Below are 15,494 nucleotides of genomic sequence, written 5' to 3'. Positions count from 1 at the left end.
CAACAACAAGGATAAAATTCTTTCTTATCGGTAAAGCTTCGTGCCGAGCAAATAGTTCATCAGGTGGGCGGCCGCCTGTCGCAGATCATTGATACTGACCCTGCCCTCCTCATAGCCCTTCAGCACCTGGGCTATAACCGGCGGGCCGCCGGGCATTATAACATCGTTTCCGGCCCTTACCGCCTCCGCGCCGTCCACAACCATATCCATGTCGCCCCAGTCCGTGATTACAACTCCCTCATAGCCCCACTCGCCCCGCAGTATCTCAGTGCACAGGACGTGGCTGCCCGCGGCAAATTTGCCGTTGACCTTATTAAAGGAGGTCATCAGGGTTGTGGGCCTTGCCCTGGTGACTACCATCTCAAAGGGGCGCAGATAGAGCTCCCTTGCCGCCCGGGCGCTGACGATGGAATCCACGGCGTCAATGTTCTTCTTGATGCTGCCCCGGCGGTAGGTCTCCTGTTCGTTTAGGGCAAAATGCTTTGGACAGACGGTAATATTGTTGTTCTCCATCGCTCCCAACGCGACCTGGACGCCGAAAAGGCCGCACATAAAGGGATCCTCGGAGAAATACTCGAAGGCGCGGCCCTCGATGGGGCTGCGGATAAGGTTCAGCCCGGGGGCCAGCCAGCTGTCCACGTGACACATCTCTGCCTCACAGCCGCAGGCGCTGCCGAATTCATAGGCAAGCTCCGGGTTAAAGGTGCAGGCTATCATCATGCCGGTAGGCCACGCCGTTTTGCCCACGCTGGCGGGGCCATCTTTATACACCGAGGACATTATTCCATATTTTTCCAAAGCTGGGTTGCAGTATCCTGGCATGGCGTGGGGATTGGAGCAGGAGCCTATGTCCCTGCCCTCCTCGTCCTTTATAGTTACGGGGACGTCCTTCTTGCCCATGCCGCCAAAGGGCAGCCCGGGTCCAAAGCCGTTACAGAGCACCGCCAGCTCCCTTACGGTCATCTGGCCCACAAACTCCTCCCTTGTCACCCTGCCGGCGGCCACGTCCTGGAGTGTAGAGGCCACAGGCTCCGCCTTATGGTTATAGCCGCCGTATGCCGGCCGGCTTACCTCCACGTCCCTTTCTGTAAAGGCAATGCGCGGCAGGCCGTCAATATTCTCTATCCGGCGCTGTGCTTCGGGCTCCATAAGGGCAATCCTGCCCTTATTGGCCGGGGTCATGCCGATATCGGCCGACACCGTGCGTGTGACTATCTTTTCCCCAAGAGCCAGTATCGCCGCCGGGGCCGAGTTATGGGAGCCGGTCCCCACCATGGCAACATAGTCCCCGGGCTCCAGCATATAGCTCATGGAAGCCTCCTCGAAGGAGGCCATGTCCGAAAGGGGAAAGCTCAAAATAAGCTTACAGCTCTCCATCGGCTGTAGAAGCGGCGTTTTTGCGATGGCCCGCAGCTCCTGCCAGGGCTTTTTCAGCCGGACAGAGGGCCCGTGGATATAGAGCTGTACCGCCTCCTTTCCCGGGAACTTTTTAGAGATATCAGTTTCCCAGAGGGGGTCGCCCTGCCTGTGATAAGGTCCGCCAAGGCCCCTGCGGCCTGTTCCCCGGCGGTCCCCATGAAAAGCGCCGCCTTTATATTGGGACAGGTTTTGGTGCAGCTCATATCCACCATGCCGTTGCAGTTGAATACCGCCATCACATTTTCAAAATGCCCGCAGGCCAGCTCAAGCAGCCTTTTCTCAGAAGGCGTAAGGTAATAATCGTTCTCCACCCTGCGGTCGCACTCCTCGCCGCCCGTTGCCCGGCCAATAATAATTATGGCCGTGTCCGCAGCCTCCCCAGCGGCCCGCCAGAGCTCCTCGCCGGGGATTGGCTCCTCCCGGGCCGCGCTGTACTGCCCGAAGATTTCATATATAAGGCCGCTGGCAACTAAGCCTTCAAAATCCGCAAAAGGCGAACGGGATTTGGAGCTTTCCTCCCGGCGCTTTTTTGACAGTTCACGGTAGAAGCCGTCCATAGAGGCCTCCACGGCGAGCCCAGCCTTTACCAGCTCGTCGCGTATCTGTAGGGTGCCCTCGCTGAAGGAGGCCCCGGAGCCACCGCCGCCGATAACGGTATCCAGCTGTGTCTGACCCAAAAGGGCCACCGTTTTTCCTTTGGGCAGCGGGAGGAGCCCGCCCTCGTTTTTAAGCAGCACCATAGCCTCTGCCGCAAGCTGCCGTGCAAGGGCTGTCCGGGCTGTCTCTGCTTCACAGGTTTTGTTCATTGTTATTCTCTCTCCTGTGCTTCTTAACTCATAAACTAGCACATATGCGGGAAATAGTCAAGCCGCGTTTTACTATACCTAGCCCCTTCGCACCGCCTCAAAGCCCTTTTCCAGGTCGGCGATGATATCGTCAATATGCTCCGTGCCGATGGACAGCCTTATGGTGCTGGGCTTTATGCCCTGGTCCAGCAGTTCCTCCGGCGAAAGCTGGGAATGGGTGGTGGTGGCCGGGTGTATCACCAGGGACTTCACGTCCGCCACATTGGCCAAAAGCGAGAATATCTCCAGATTATCGATAAATCTGTGGGCCTCCTCCTGCCCGCCCTTTATCTCAAAGGTGAAGATGGAGGCGCCGCCATTGGGGAAGTACCTCTCATACAGGGCGTGGTCCGGGTGGTCCGGCAGACTGGGATGGTTCACCCTCTCCACCTGGGGGTGCCCCGCCAGGAACTCCACCACCCTCCTTGTGTTCCCGGCGTGTCGTTCCAGGCGCAGGGAGAGAGTTTCAACACCCTGTAAGAGCAGGAAGGCGTTGAACGGCGAGAGCGTCGCGCCGGTATCCCGCAGGAGAATTGCCCGGATATATGTAACGAAGGCCGCGGGACCTGCCGCATCCACAAAGCTCACGCCGTGGTAGCTGGGGTTGGGTTCGGCTATTGGAGCATATTTCCCGGAGGCCCTCCAGTCAAATTTGCCGCTGTCTACTATAATTCCGCCCAAGGTGGTGCCGTGCCCCCCAATGAATTTGGTGGCAGAGTGCACCACTATATCAGCCCCGTGCTCAAGGGGACGGATAAGGTAAGGTGTGCCGAAGGTATTGTCGATGACCAGGGGCAGGCCGTGGGAGTGGGCAATCCCGGCTATAGCGTCGATGTCCGGGATATCGCTGTTGGGGTTGCCCAGGGTCTCAAGATAGACCGCCTTGGTATTCGGCCTGATGGCCTCCTCGAGCTCCTTGAGGTTGTGCGCGTCTACAAAGGTAGTCTCTATGCCGTACTGGGGCAGAGTATGGGCCAGCAGGTTGTAGCTGCCGCCGTAGATGGTCTTTTGCGCTACCACATGGTCCCCCGCCTGGGCCAGGGCCTGGAGGGTATAGGCGATAGCCGCCGCGCCTGAAGCGGTGGCCAGGGCCGCCGTGCCGCCCTCCAGGGCCGCCATGCGCTTCTCCAGCACCTCCTGGGTGGAGTTTGTCAGCCGTCCGTAGATGTTTCCCGGGTCGCTGAGCCCGAAGCGGGCCGCGGCCTGGGCAGAGTCCCTGAAAACATAGGAGGTGGTCTGATAAATCGGCACTGCCCTGGCGCCGGTGGCCGGGTCGGGGCTCTCCTGCCCCACGTGAAGCTGTAATGTTTCAAACTTATAACTCATGATTTTTGTCTCCTCTCCGCTTAGTGGTACCATTATATACCTATAAACCCAGTTTGTCAATGGGAATATCAGAAACCCCTGTTATATTTCGGGGAAATAAAGAAAACCCCGCCGGACTTTGCAGGAGCCCCGGCGGGACAATTATAGGTTTTCAGGGCATTATCTCATATCGGACGAAGGCAAATCTTCTGCTGTCCGGGGCCCAGGAATTTACGTTGATGGTGCCCTGCCCGCCGAAGAGGGCGGCTATGGTTGTCAGCGGGCCCCCCTCCGCCGGCATGAGCTTGAGCTCCACGTCCTTATGGGGCAAATGCTCCTCAGGCCTTACGTCGCCTTTACGGTATCCCAACGCCACCACCCACTTGCGGTCCGGGGAAATATGCGGGAACCAGATGTTCCAGCCCTCCTCAAAGGTCATCTGGGTCTGTTCGCTGCCGTCGGCCCTCATGCGGAAGGCCTGCATAAGCCCCGAGCGCACGGAATTGAACCATATGTACTCCCCCGCGCTGTCATACTCCGGCCCGTCATTCAGCCCGGGCGCGTATGTCAGCCTAGTCTCCTCGCCGCCCTCCGCCGGAATGGTGTAGATGTCAAACTCACCGTCACGCAGGGCGCAGTAGGCTAGTGTCCTGCCGTCCGGGGACCAGCCGTGCAGGTAACTGGGGGCCAAGGGCGTTATCAGCCGGGGCACACCGCCGGATATGGGCACGGTGTATATTCTCGACTGCCCGTCCTCCTTAGTCCCATGGCTCACGGCGACGCTCCCGCCGTCGGCGGAGAGCACGTGATCGTTATTGCAGTTCCCCACAAAGTCCGTTTCCAAAAGGGTACTCCCTTTCGTCTCCAGGTCGAAGCGGTAGACGCGCCCCTTGCTGTTGTACAAGAGGAATTTGCCGTTTGGGGACCAGTTTGGGGCTTCTATAAGATAGTCAAACTCCGCCAGGGTCTCTATGCAGCCGGTCGCAAGGTCGTATACCTGTAGGAGGGACCTGTCCCGGGAGCGGTCCCAGGGGTCAGTATCGGTTTTTGTCAATGCCTCTATTCAGCTCCTTTATGCTCTTATTATAGGCGTCATTATAGCATAATAAGTATGTGTTTACAAGACGTAAAAAAATGTGCCTGCCGCACCACCGCGCCAAACAGATATGACTTTCCCTGTACTATTTGTATATCGCTTTCCTCCTGTGCTTTGGAATGAACGCGATATGATAACTACGCCTCCATTTGGCGAGGCCAGGCCTTTGCGTATAATCGTGTTTAGCGGCTTGACAAGCAGTTCCTCCCCTTTGGCTAAAATTTCTTGCCAATATAACAAAGTTTCCCTTGTCAAAAGGGCGCTGAAAGAATATAATATAATTACAGAAATATATGCTGAAATTTTCTTCCAGAAAGCGAGGCGCAATTATGGCGGCCCCAATTTCTTTCCTATCAAGACTTTTCGGTTCAAAGCTTTTCAAGTTCCGACGCAAAAAGAAGGCCCCAAAGGAAACCCCAGGCCCACGGCCCCGCCCCGGCGACAGGCCTCTAAAGCTGGCCGATGCCCAACGTCCCGCAAGGGAGGCCCCCAAGGCTGAGCCCGTGGACCCCTATACCCTGAGCCTGCCGGTGGACCACGTTATTTTCGAGCTTTGGCGGGCCTGCCGGGACCAGGGGCGCCAGCTGCCAAGGCCAGAGCTGAGCTTTAAAACAGCGGAGCCACAGGTGTTTGACCCCAGGACCTCTATGGCGGAGCTTACAAAGCTGCTGATGGCTGTGTCCTCCTCGGCGGCGGCAAGGCTCTCGGCCATGACCCCGCCGCCACTGCCCGCTCCGCCGCCGGCCCCGGAGCAGCAGCCCGCCCAGGGTCCCCAGGACCCAGAGCCCGCCCCGCCCGCGGACCTGGATGCCCAGGCCACCGTCTTTATCTCCGGGGACAAGCTCAGCGCCTGGCTGCTGCTCTATCCCCCCTCTGGAAAGGGCGAGGGCGTTACTAAGGGCATTATCATGAACTCCCTGGGCGCCGCCGGGGTGGCTTTCGGCGTTGACCTGGATACCGTCAGGGCCATACCCGAGATGGAGTCCCCCTATTTCCGTATGCATTTGATCGCCCGGGGCAAGGCCGCCGTGCCCGGAAAGGACGGCGCCATTATAGACCTCTATCCCAGAGAGGCCCACAGGGACCTGCCCGTGGACGATATGAACCGGGTGGATTTTACCGCCCTGCGCACCACCCAGAATGTGGAAAAGGACGCGCCCATCTGCCGTATAAATCCCCCTACGCCGGGTATAGCCGGGCGCACCGTTACCGACAAGGAGCTGCCCACAAGGGACGGCGTGGCGGCTGTGGCGCCCATGGGCCGCAACACAGCCCTGAACGAGGACGGCAGTGCCCTTATCGCCACCAGAGACGGCGGGCTGGAATTTTCCGGCAGGGCCTTCCAGGTGAACCCGCTCTTAGAGATAGACGGCAACGTGGACTATTCCTCCGGCAGCGTGAACTTTTTGGGGGACGTGCACATCCACGGCGACGTTTGCAGCGGCTTCACCGTGCGGGCCATGGGCACCGTCAAGGTGGACGGCGTGGTGGAGTCCAGCACCATTGAGGCCGGGGGCGACCTGATACTCAGCAAGGGCGTGCAGGGGAACAATCAGGCGGTCATACGCTCCCATAGGGACATATTCGCAAAGTACCTGGAAAACTGCATCGTCCACGCAAAGGAGAACCTCAATTCTGAGTGCATAATCAGCTGCGAGGTCTACTGCGACGCGGGCGTGTATGTACAGAACGGCCGGGGGGCCATCGTCGGCGGGCGGATATGGGCCGGGAACGAGGTGGACGCCAACACTGTGGGCTCAAAAACCGAGGTGCGCACAACTGTGGTCCTGGGCGGCCTGCCCTGTGAGAGCTATGAGAAGGAGCAGCTGTTAAAGGAGATAGCGGAGCTGGAAAAGAGCCTCGAGGAGACCGAGCGCCAGCCCTCAAGCCCCACAAAGCTCAGCCGGATGTCCAAAATGCGTATGCAGATATCTGTGGACCGCTTAAAGCTCAACCAGCACCAGAAGAGCCTTGACGAGCTCCAGGAGGATACGGAGCGCCGGCTCGCGGGGCGTCTGACCTTCAGAACGGCGCACCCAGGCACCCTGGTGGAGATAGGCGGGGCGCAGCTGAAGCTTGAGAACGAGACACGGCACAGCATTGCCACGCTCATAGACGGCGAGGTAAAGCTAATAACCTGACACAGGAAAGGGGGACGCTTATGCGTCCCCCTGGTTTTTGCCGTATCTCTCCAGAAAGCTGTGCTCCTCCCCGCCCTGGATATAACCCGGGAAGGTGTCAAGGCATACGGAGTGTATGCTGTTGAAAATGCGCTTCTCTATGTCCGGGTCCTGCTTTTGAAGCTCCAACAGCAGCTCCTTTATCTCCTGCCGCTTGGAACGGCCCGTATCCCGGGCGGCGCTTTCGGTGAAGCGGCAGGCGCACCCTATAAACTCCAGATTATTATAGCGCCTCCATGAGAGGACGTCCTCCTCCCGAATGCAGTACATGGGCCGTATAAGCTCCATACCCGGGAAGTTCCTGCTTCTTAGCTTCGGCATCATGCCCTGGAGCTGGCCGCCGTAGAACATTCCGAGAAGGGTGGTCTCCACCACGTCGCTCTGGTGGTGGCCCAGGGCTATCTTGTTGCAGCCCAGGTCCTTTGCGAACCGATAGAGATACCCCCGGCGCATACGTGCGCAGAGGTAGCAGGGGTTTTTCTCCGTATTATTGGCCACCTTAAAGACGTCCGTTTCAAATATCTTTATGGGTACACGCAGAAGCTCCGCGTTCTCCTCTATCCTCCTGCGGTTCTCCGGGTTATAGCCCGGATCCATCACTACAAACTCCAGCCCGAAGGGCACGTCGCTGACCCGCTCTAAAAGCTGCATAAGCTTAGAGAGCAGCATGGAGTCCTTGCCGCCGGAGATGCACACGGCTATTTTGTCGCCGCTCTCTATGAGACTATAGCGCTTCAGGGCCGCGATAAAGGGCCCCCAGAGCTCCCGGCGGTACTTCTTTATTATGCTGCGCTCCGCCTGCTCGTGGGGCTCAAGCTCCCGCCTCATAGGCCCAGCATACGGATATAGTCCGGCAGTGCCTGCTCGAACTTCACGCCATACCAGTGGCTCTGGTCCCCCCGGGTCTTTTCTATGCAGAGCACCGTGAAGTCGGCGGCAATCTTCGCCGCCTCAAACAGCGGCCGGCCGCCCAGCATCGCGCCCACAAAGGCGGAGGCGTAGATATCCCCGGTGCCGTGGCAGCCCTTGGCGATTTTCTTGTGCTCATAATAGGAGCGTTCTCCCTTCTCGTCCACCAGCACCCCGGTGGTATCGGGCTTAAAGCTTACGCCGGTGAGAATTACAGTAGAGGCTCCGGCACTCTCAAGGCTCGTGAGCAGGCCGTCGATGTACGCCCTGTCATAGCTCTCCCGGTACTCCGTGCCGGTGAGCAGGCAGGCCTCGGTAATGTTGGGCAAAATTATGTCGGCGGAGAATACGAGGCTCTTCATGGCCTGTACAAAATCCCCGTCAAAGCCAACGTACAGCTTCCCGTTGTCGGCCATGGCCGGGTCCACAATGCTCAGGGCGTTATCGGCCGAAAGCCTGTTTGTTATGTCCTTAACATATTCTATCTGCCGGGCACTGCCCAGGTAGCCGGAGTATACCGCGTCAAACCTGATGCCCTCGCTCTCCCAATGGTCCGCAATGCCGGGGATATCCTCCGTAAGGTCCCGAAAGGTATAGCCCTTAAAACCCCCGGTATGGGTGGACAGCACCGCCGAGGGCAATATGCAGGTCTCGACCCCCGAGGCCGACAGTATGGGCAGGGCCACCGTCAGGGAGCACTGGCCCACACAGGATATATCCTGTATTGTCAGTATCCTTTTATATGACATGATCGCTTCATTTCCTTTCCGATTTATTATTCTCCTACAAATTCGGTATGTTGGTAATTATAGCACAGGAGCTTTCGCGTGTCAACTTTTCCGGGGCTTTACAGCGGGGCCGCTCTGCGCTATAATATGATTAAATAATTCATGTACCCAAAGGAGGGGCTGAAAATGGACCTGGAGAAGATGAAGCGCAAATACGCCTATACCCTGGCAAGGGTGGGGCTCAATGTTCAGAAGGGCCAGACCGTACTGGTAGAGGCCGCGGTGGAGGGCTGGGAGTTCACCTCTATCTTTGCCGAGGAGTGCTATAAGCTGGGGGCCGGGAACGTAGTGGTACACTACCTGGACCTGCCCAACATGAAGGTGGGCGCCCAGTACCGGGCTGATGAGGACGTGCGCCGGGTAGAGGACTGGGAGTACGCCATGCACCAGGGCTACCTGGACAACGGAGCCTGCTATGTGCGGCTGGAGGGGGTGAACCCGAGGCTCATGGAGGACGTGAGCGAAAAGAACTCCAACGCCATCTTTGCCCATGTGGACGCGGTGCGGAACATCATGCGCCGTGCCAGTCGGGAGAAGCACTGCCAGTGGCTTATCGCCATGGTTCCCACTATACAGTGGGCCGAGTACATACTGGACAAGACCGGCGAGGAGGCTCTTAACGAGCTGTGGGAGATACTCCTAAAGCTCTGCTATATTACCGAGGACAACGACGTTGTAAAAACCTGGGAGGAGAAGGGCAGAAGGAACGCCGAGAGGGGCCGGGCTGTGGACGCTTTGAAGCTTACAAAGCTCCACTATACCGCTTCTAACGGCACAGACCTGACGGTAGGGCTTACCCCCTGGTCCAAGTTTGGCCACGATGACAGCGACCTGCCCGCCGGGCAGGTCCCCTTCAACGCCAATATACCCTCCGAGGAAATTTTCACCACCCCCGACAAATTTGGCACCAACGGCATAGTCTATGCCTCCCGACCCCTCCTGCTGGGTGGTAAAAGCATAGAAAACTTCGGCTTCAGGTTCGAGAAGGGCAAGGTGGTCGAGGTTTTGGCAGACGAGGGCAAGGAGATGCTCGAAGCGCTTATAAACACCGACGAGAACGCCGGGTATCTGGGCGAGGCCGCATTGGTGGAGTACCACTCCCCCATCAGCATGAGCGGGCTTGTGTACTATACCACCCTGATAGACGAGAACGCCAGCTGCCACCTGGCCCTGGGCCGGGGCTTCGGCCAGCGCCCGGAGTTCAACGATTCCACCATACACGTGGACTTCATGATAGGCACACCGGACCTGTGCATTGTGGGCACCACAGAGGACGGTCGCGAGGTAGATATTTTCAGAGACGGAGACTTTGCCCTTTGAAAAGATACCGAGATTTTTTATATTCAGAAAGAGAGGTCTTTTATGAGCGACAACATGATGTGGGCTCTCGTCAAGGAAAAACCGGAAGCAGGACTTTGGATGAAGCGTGTACTCATCCCTGAACTCGGTCCCAACGACGTGAAAATCAAAATCAAAAAAACTGCCATCTGCGGCACCGACGTGCACATCTACCAGTGGAACGACTGGGCCCAGCATACCATCCCGGCGGGCCTTACCGCAGGCCACGAGTATGTGGGCGAGGTAGTCGAGGTGGGCCCGGGCGTGGAGGGCTTTAAGCCCGGCGACCTGGTCTCCGGCGAGGGGCATATCACCTGCGGCAAGTGCCGCAACTGCCTGGAGGGCCATAAGGAAAACTGCAAGGACGCCAAGGGCGTGGGCGTAAACAGGAACGGGGCCTTCGCCGAATATCTGGTGATACCCTCCTCCAACGTCTGGCCCTGCAACCCCAACGTGCCTGAGGAACTCTATGCCATCTTCGACCCATTGGGCAACGCCACCCATACCGCCCTGTCCTATGATATGCTGGGCGAGGACGTACTTATCACCGGCGCAGGGCCCATTGGCATTATGGCGGCGGCCATTGCCAAGTTCTCCGGGGCCCGGCACGTGATAGTCACGGACATGAACCCCTATAGGCTGGACCTTGCAAAGAAGCTGGGGGCCACCGAGACGGTGAATCTAAAAGAGCGCAAGCTTACCGACGTAATGCGCGAGGTGGGCATGACCGAGGGCTTTGACGTGGGCATGGAGATGTCCGGAAACGCGGCAGGTCTCTCCGACATGATAAACAACATGAAGCACGGAGGCAAGATAGCCCTTCTGGGACTGCTGCCCAAGGACACCCATGTGGACATGGAGACCGTCATCTTCAACGGCCTGAACCTTCGGGGTATATACGGCAGGAAGGTCTGGGACACCTGGTACAAGATGACCACCATGATACAGTCGGGCCTGGATATTGCCCCGGTAATAACTCACCGCTTTGATATCCGGGACTATGAAAAGGGCTTTGAAGCCATGATATCCGGGCAGTCCGGCAAGGTCATACTGGACTGGGCCCATATAAACGATTAAGGAGGAGCTGACTATGCCGCGCAAAAATGATATCCTGAACATATACGCAAAGGAAGTGGAGTCCATTAAGGAGGCCGGGCTCTTTAAGGGCGAGGCCCCCTTCATCTCCCCCCAGGGCGCAAGGGTGCGCATGGAGGACGGCAGGGAGCTGCTGTGCATGTGCGCCAACAACTACCTGGGCCTTGGCAATAATCAGCGGCTGATAGACGCCGCCAAGCGCACCTATGACGAAAAGGGCTACGGACTGGCTTCGGTGCGGTTCATCTGCGGTACCCAGGACATACACAAAACTCTGGAAAAGAAAATCTCCGGATTTCTGGGCACTGACGATACAATACTCTACTCCTCCTGCTTCGACGCCAACGGAGGGCTCTTTGAGACGCTGCTCACTGCTGAGGACGCTGTGATAAGCGACGAGCTGAACCATGCGTCCATTATAGACGGCGTGCGGCTCTGCAAAGCCAAGCGGTTCCGCTATAAGAACAACGACATGGAGGATTTGGAGTCCCAGCTGAAGGCCGCAGACGAGGCCGGGGCCAGGATAAAGCTTATCGCCACCGACGGCGTGTTCTCTATGGACGGCATTATCTGCAACCTAAAGGGTATCTGCGACCTGGCGGACAAGTACAATGCCCTGGTGATGGTGGACGACAGCCACGCCGTGGGCTTTGTGGGAAAGACCGGCCGGGGCACTCCCGAGCACTGCGGTGTAGAGGGCCGGGTGGATATTATCACCGGGACCCTTGGCAAGGCCCTGGGCGGGGCCTCCGGCGGCTACACCAGCGGGCGGCGGGAGATAATCGACCTCTTGCGCCAGAGGAGCAGGCCCTACCTGTTCTCCAACACTTTAGCTCCCGCCATTGCCGGGGCCAGCATTGAGATGCTGAATATGCTCGAGGAGAGCACCGAGCTCAGGGACCATCTCGAAGATGTGACCGCCCACTACCGCAAACTGCTGGTGGATAACGGCTTCGATGTTATCCCGGGAACCCACCCCTGTGTTCCGGTGATGCTCTATGACGAGAAGCTGGCCGTGGAGTACGCAAAACGCATGATGGCAAAGGGCGTTTACGTGGTGGCCTTCTCCTATCCTGTGGTGCCCAAGGGCAAGGCCCGCATACGCACCCAGGTCTGCGCCAGCCACTCCCGCAAGGATGTGGAGTTTGCGGTGCAGTGCTTTAAAGAGGTTCGGGACGAGATAGGCAGGTAAAAGTCAGATATAAAGCGGAGGCCCCCGGATAAAACCGGGGGCTTCCTGCGGTCATTCAAAATTTCCCGGGGCACTGGGCAAGTCGCCCAGGTTGTTGCTCTCATCGCCGTCTGGCAGAGAGCGCAGATACTCGCTGCCGTTGCGGCTGGCGATGGCCACGCCCCTGATGCCCCCCTGCTTGGCAAGGGCCACGCCCTCCCGCTTGGAGAGCACTGTGCCGTCCGACAGCCGGTAGCCGGCTATCTTGCCGTTCTTTCGCACCAGCTGGGTGATGGACTTTGCGTCCTTATTGGGCACTGGGTTCATGATGTTGATATTCGCCGGCAGGTTCCCTATCCGGCCTTCTGAATGATGGGACATTTGGATCCTTCCTTTCAGGGAGGTATAAGGTCTTTTGCATATCCATATTGTGCTTCTCATACCCGGAAAATATGCGCGCGGTGAAAATCCTGCACAGAATAATTCTTTAGTTAAATTTGCTATTGCCAAAAACAGACATATGGTATATAATGTCATTCATATTTGCATTTTCATATAAGGTGGGGTCTCTATGGTAGCAAGAACATACAGCATGGGCGCCTTTGGCCTGGAGGCCTTCCCGGTGGAGGTGGAGACCGACCTTTCCACAGGGCTCCCGGCCTTCGAGGTGGTGGGCCTGCCGGACGCGGCGGTAAAGGAGTCCCGGGATAGGGTGCGGGCCGCCATGAAGAACTGCGGCTTTGACTTCCCGGTGGGAAGGATAGTCATGAATCTGGCCCCCGCCGACAAGCGTAAGGAGGGCCCCATCTACGACCTGCCGCTGCTGCTCTCCCTATTAAAGGCCTCGGGCCAGCTGGCCTGCGATACTGACGGCGCGGCATTCCTGGGGGAGCTGTCCCTTTCCGGCCAAGTGCGGCGGGTGTGCGGAGTGCTGGCTATGGCGGTGAAGGCCAAGGAGGCCGGCTTTAAGGAGCTCTTCCTCCCCGCCGCCAACGCCCGGGAGGGTGCCGTGATACAGGGCTTAACGGTGTATCCGGTGAACGATGTGCAGCAGCTTGTGGGGCACCTCACCGGTAAAAAGCCCATCTCTCCCGAAAGGCCCGGCCCCAGGGAGCATATTGTGGAGGATATGCCGGATTTTGCCGATGTGCGGGGCCAGTATGAGGTAAAGCGGGCCCTGGAGATTGCCGCCAGCGGCGGGCACAGCGTTATAATGGTGGGCACTCCTGGCTCGGGCAAGAGCATGATGGCAAAGCGCATACCCTCCATACTGCCGGAGATGACCTTTGAGGAGGCCCTTGAGACTACCATGATACACTCCATCGCCGGAAAGCTGCCCGAGGGCAGCGCACTTCTGAGCTCCCGCCCCTTCCGGGCCCCCCACCACACCATATCCCCGGCCGGGCTCTCCGGCGGGGGCAGCTCCCCGAAGCCCGGGGAGATCTCCCTTGCACATAACGGCGTGCTGTTTTTGGACGAGCTCCCCGAGTTCACCCGCCCCGCCATGGAGATACTGCGCCAGCCCATGGAGGACGGCGTGGTAACCATCTCCCGGGTGGGCGGCAACGCCGCTTTTCCCTGCCGGTTCATGCTGGTGGCTGCCATGAATCCCTGTCCCTGCGGCTATCACGGCCACCCCACCCGGCCCTGTACCTGCTCCCCACGGGCTGTAGAGCGGTATCAGTCCAGAATATCCGGCCCCCTTATGGAGCGCATCGACCTGCACGTGCAGGTGCTTCCCGTGGAGTTCCAGCAGCTTTCGGGCAAGAACACCGCCGAATCCTCCGCCCAGATACGCAAGCGGGTGAACACCGCCCGGCAGCTTCAGGTGGAGAGGTACAAGGGACTGGGATACTCCTGCAACGCCGGTATACCCTCCTCTCAGCTTGAGGAGACCGTTAAGGCGACCCATGAGGCCCAAAGCCTGCTGGAGGCCGCCTTCGACCGCTTCGGCTTTTCTGCCCGGAGCTATACCCGGGTGCTGCGTGTGGCAAGGACCATTGCCGACCTTGAGCGCAGCGAGAACGTACAGGCCGACCACGTGGCCGAGGCCGTCCAGTACCGCACCCTGGACCGCAGACTGTAGGCGGCTCTATGAAGTATGATAAAATAGTGCCCGGCATCTTCCGCCGGCGGCCCAACCGCTTTATCGCCCATGTGGAGACCGCCTGGGGTATGGAGGTCTGCCATGTGAAGAATACCGGCCGCTGTAAAGAGCTCCTTGTGGACGGCGCGACGGTCTATCTCTCGGAGAGCGATAACCCGGCGCGAAAGACCCGCTTTGACCTGGTGGCGGTGGAGAAGGGGCCGCTGCTCATAAACATGGACAGTCAGGCCCCCAACAAGGTGGCCGCCGAGTATATGCCCCTCCTGCTGCCGGGACTCAGTCTTCTGCGGCCCGAGACGAAGTTCGGCGGCTCGCGGTTCGACTTCTACGCCGAAGCGGCCGGGGAGAGAGGGTTTATTGAGGTCAAAGGCGTGACCCTTGAGCAGGAGGGCCTTGCCCTGTTCCCGGACGCACCTACAGAGCGGGGGACAAAGCACCTGCGGGAGCTCTGCGGCTGTGTAGAGCAGGGATATAGGGCCTGCGCCCTGTTCGTGGTACAGATGGCCGGGGTCAGCTCCTTTTCGCCAAACGCCAAAACCGACCCGGAGTTTACCGCCGCCCTCTGTGAAGCCGCTAAAAATGGGGTGCGGCTTGAGGCAGTGGACTGCATAGTTACGCCGGATTCTCTTACTATTAGGCAAAAACTGCCAATTTCTCTGCCGTTTTGAAATAAATATTCAGCCGTGTTGAAAAATATTTTTAAAAATTGCTTTTATTTCTAAAAGAGTAATTGACTTTTGGAAGTATTGCATTTATACTACATATAAGTAAGAAGGATTTCAGATTTTTCCACTATTTTTATACCGGGAGGTCTATATCATGAACACCGAACATCCGCGCTATTTCAGGCTCACCAAATCCGAGAATGAGATCATGGAGCTGATGTGGAAGGAAGGCCATCCGCTCTCCCGCTCGGAGATCATCGAACTTACTCCCGAACGCACCTGGAAACCCTCCTCGATCCATATCCTGTTAAATTCCATGCTGGAGAAAAATGCCATCGAGGTCGCGGGGTTTGTCCAGAGCACCAAGAACTATGCCCGCACCTTTGTACCCTGCGTCTCCTCAGACGCCTATGCAATCATGCAGATAAAGAGCAGCCCCACCTTCTCTCAGAAATCAGTGCCCTCTCTGCTGACGGCGCTGGTGGAGGAGGTGACGGAGCTGGACATCCTGGGGCAGCTTGAGGACATCATCAAGACCAGAAAAAAAGAACTGTAAGCTGAGAAAAATATTGGATC

14 protein-coding genes are annotated in these 15,494 nt (G+C 58.0%); 7 read left to right on the top strand and 7 right to left on the bottom strand.

Translation table 11 applies throughout. From position 1 onward, the window contains the following. Positions 1-24: 24 nt before the first annotated feature. The 4 genes from ADH66_RS06455 to ADH66_RS06440 form a co-directional block, all read right to left on the bottom strand. Positions 25-1,413: a glycoside hydrolase family 3 N-terminal domain-containing protein gene (locus ADH66_RS06455; protein WP_236757237.1), complete on the bottom strand. Its 1,389-nt coding sequence runs from the start codon at positions 1,411-1,413 to the stop codon at positions 25-27. A gap of 17 nt (positions 1,414-1,430) precedes the next feature. Then, positions 1,431-2,225 carry a glycoside hydrolase family 3 protein gene (locus tag ADH66_RS06450; protein WP_066534183.1) on the bottom strand — a complete coding sequence of 265 codons (795 nt, stop codon included), beginning with the start codon at positions 2,223-2,225 and terminating at the stop codon, positions 1,431-1,433. A gap of 78 nt (positions 2,226-2,303) precedes the next feature. Next, positions 2,304-3,590, bottom strand: coding sequence for an O-acetylhomoserine aminocarboxypropyltransferase/cysteine synthase family protein (locus tag ADH66_RS06445; protein WP_066534185.1), 1,287 nt, complete (start codon positions 3,588-3,590; stop codon positions 2,304-2,306). 151 nt (positions 3,591-3,741) lie between these two features. Beyond that, positions 3,742-4,623 carry a TolB family protein gene (locus ADH66_RS06440; protein ID WP_201448069.1) on the bottom strand — a complete coding sequence of 294 codons (882 nt, stop codon included), beginning with the start codon at positions 4,621-4,623 and terminating at the stop codon, positions 3,742-3,744. A gap of 371 nt (positions 4,624-4,994) precedes the next feature. Between ADH66_RS06440 and ADH66_RS06435 the strand changes: the two genes are divergently transcribed. Next, positions 4,995-6,806, top strand: coding sequence for a DUF342 domain-containing protein (locus ADH66_RS06435; protein WP_066534189.1), 1,812 nt, complete (start codon positions 4,995-4,997; stop codon positions 6,804-6,806). An 18-nt stretch (positions 6,807-6,824) separates the two neighbouring features. Here ADH66_RS06435 and ADH66_RS06430 read toward each other — a convergent pair whose 3' ends face one another. Continuing rightward, on the bottom strand, positions 6,825-7,673 hold the full coding sequence (locus tag ADH66_RS06430; RefSeq protein WP_066534195.1) for a tRNA lysidine(34) synthetase: 849 nt from the start codon (positions 7,671-7,673) through the stop codon (positions 6,825-6,827). Further along, positions 7,670-8,503, bottom strand: a complete 834-nt coding sequence (locus ADH66_RS06425) for a pyridoxamine kinase (protein WP_066534200.1) — start codon at positions 8,501-8,503, stop codon at positions 7,670-7,672. The genes ADH66_RS06430 and ADH66_RS06425 overlap by 4 nt, the downstream gene beginning before the upstream one ends. Positions 8,504-8,668: 165 nt before the next feature. Here ADH66_RS06425 and ADH66_RS06420 point away from each other — a divergent pair, with 165 nt between their 5' ends. From ADH66_RS06420 to ADH66_RS06410, 3 genes are read left to right on the top strand one after another with little or no spacing between them, the layout of a single operon-like run. Continuing rightward, complete coding sequence (locus ADH66_RS06420) at positions 8,669-9,862, top strand: aminopeptidase (RefSeq protein ID WP_066534201.1); 1,194 nt, start codon at positions 8,669-8,671, stop codon at positions 9,860-9,862. A 42-nt stretch (positions 9,863-9,904) separates the two neighbouring features. Beyond that, the gene (gene tdh / locus ADH66_RS06415; RefSeq protein WP_066534204.1) at positions 9,905-10,957 is read left to right on the top strand and encodes an L-threonine 3-dehydrogenase; all 1,053 of its coding nucleotides are present in this window, start codon (positions 9,905-9,907) and stop codon (positions 10,955-10,957) included. Between the two features lie 13 nt (positions 10,958-10,970). Beyond that, positions 10,971-12,167 (top strand): glycine C-acetyltransferase, encoded by a 1,197-nt coding sequence (locus ADH66_RS06410; protein ID WP_066534205.1) that lies wholly within the window; start codon positions 10,971-10,973, stop codon positions 12,165-12,167. A gap of 51 nt (positions 12,168-12,218) precedes the next feature. Here ADH66_RS06410 and ADH66_RS06405 read toward each other — a convergent pair whose 3' ends face one another. After that, positions 12,219-12,527 (bottom strand): DUF3892 domain-containing protein, encoded by a 309-nt coding sequence (locus ADH66_RS06405; RefSeq protein WP_066534208.1) that lies wholly within the window; start codon positions 12,525-12,527, stop codon positions 12,219-12,221. Between the two features lie 190 nt (positions 12,528-12,717). Between ADH66_RS06405 and ADH66_RS06400 the strand changes: the two genes are divergently transcribed. The 3 genes from ADH66_RS06400 to ADH66_RS06390 all read left to right on the top strand — a co-directional run bounded on the left by ADH66_RS06400 (position 12,718) and on the right by ADH66_RS06390 (position 15,474). Next, entirely contained in the window at positions 12,718-14,232 is a 1,515-nt protein-coding gene (locus ADH66_RS06400) for a YifB family Mg chelatase-like AAA ATPase (protein WP_066534209.1), read from the top strand. Positions 14,233-14,240: 8 nt separating this feature from the next. After that, on the top strand, positions 14,241-14,921 hold the full coding sequence (gene sfsA, locus ADH66_RS06395; protein ID WP_066534212.1) for a DNA/RNA nuclease SfsA: 681 nt from the start codon (positions 14,241-14,243) through the stop codon (positions 14,919-14,921). A gap of 151 nt (positions 14,922-15,072) precedes the next feature. Further along, a complete protein-coding gene (locus tag ADH66_RS06390; RefSeq protein WP_066534215.1) occupies positions 15,073-15,474 on the top strand; it encodes a BlaI/MecI/CopY family transcriptional regulator in 402 nt (133 codons plus the stop codon). The last annotated feature ends 20 nt before the right edge of the window (positions 15,475-15,494 follow it).

The sequence above is a fragment of the Acutalibacter muris genome, assembly GCF_002201475.1.
Lineage (GTDB): Bacteria > Bacillota > Clostridia > Oscillospirales > Acutalibacteraceae > Acutalibacter > Acutalibacter muris.
The sequence above is the reverse complement of the archived record's forward strand: the minus strand, read 5'-3'. Positions and strand labels throughout refer to the sequence as shown.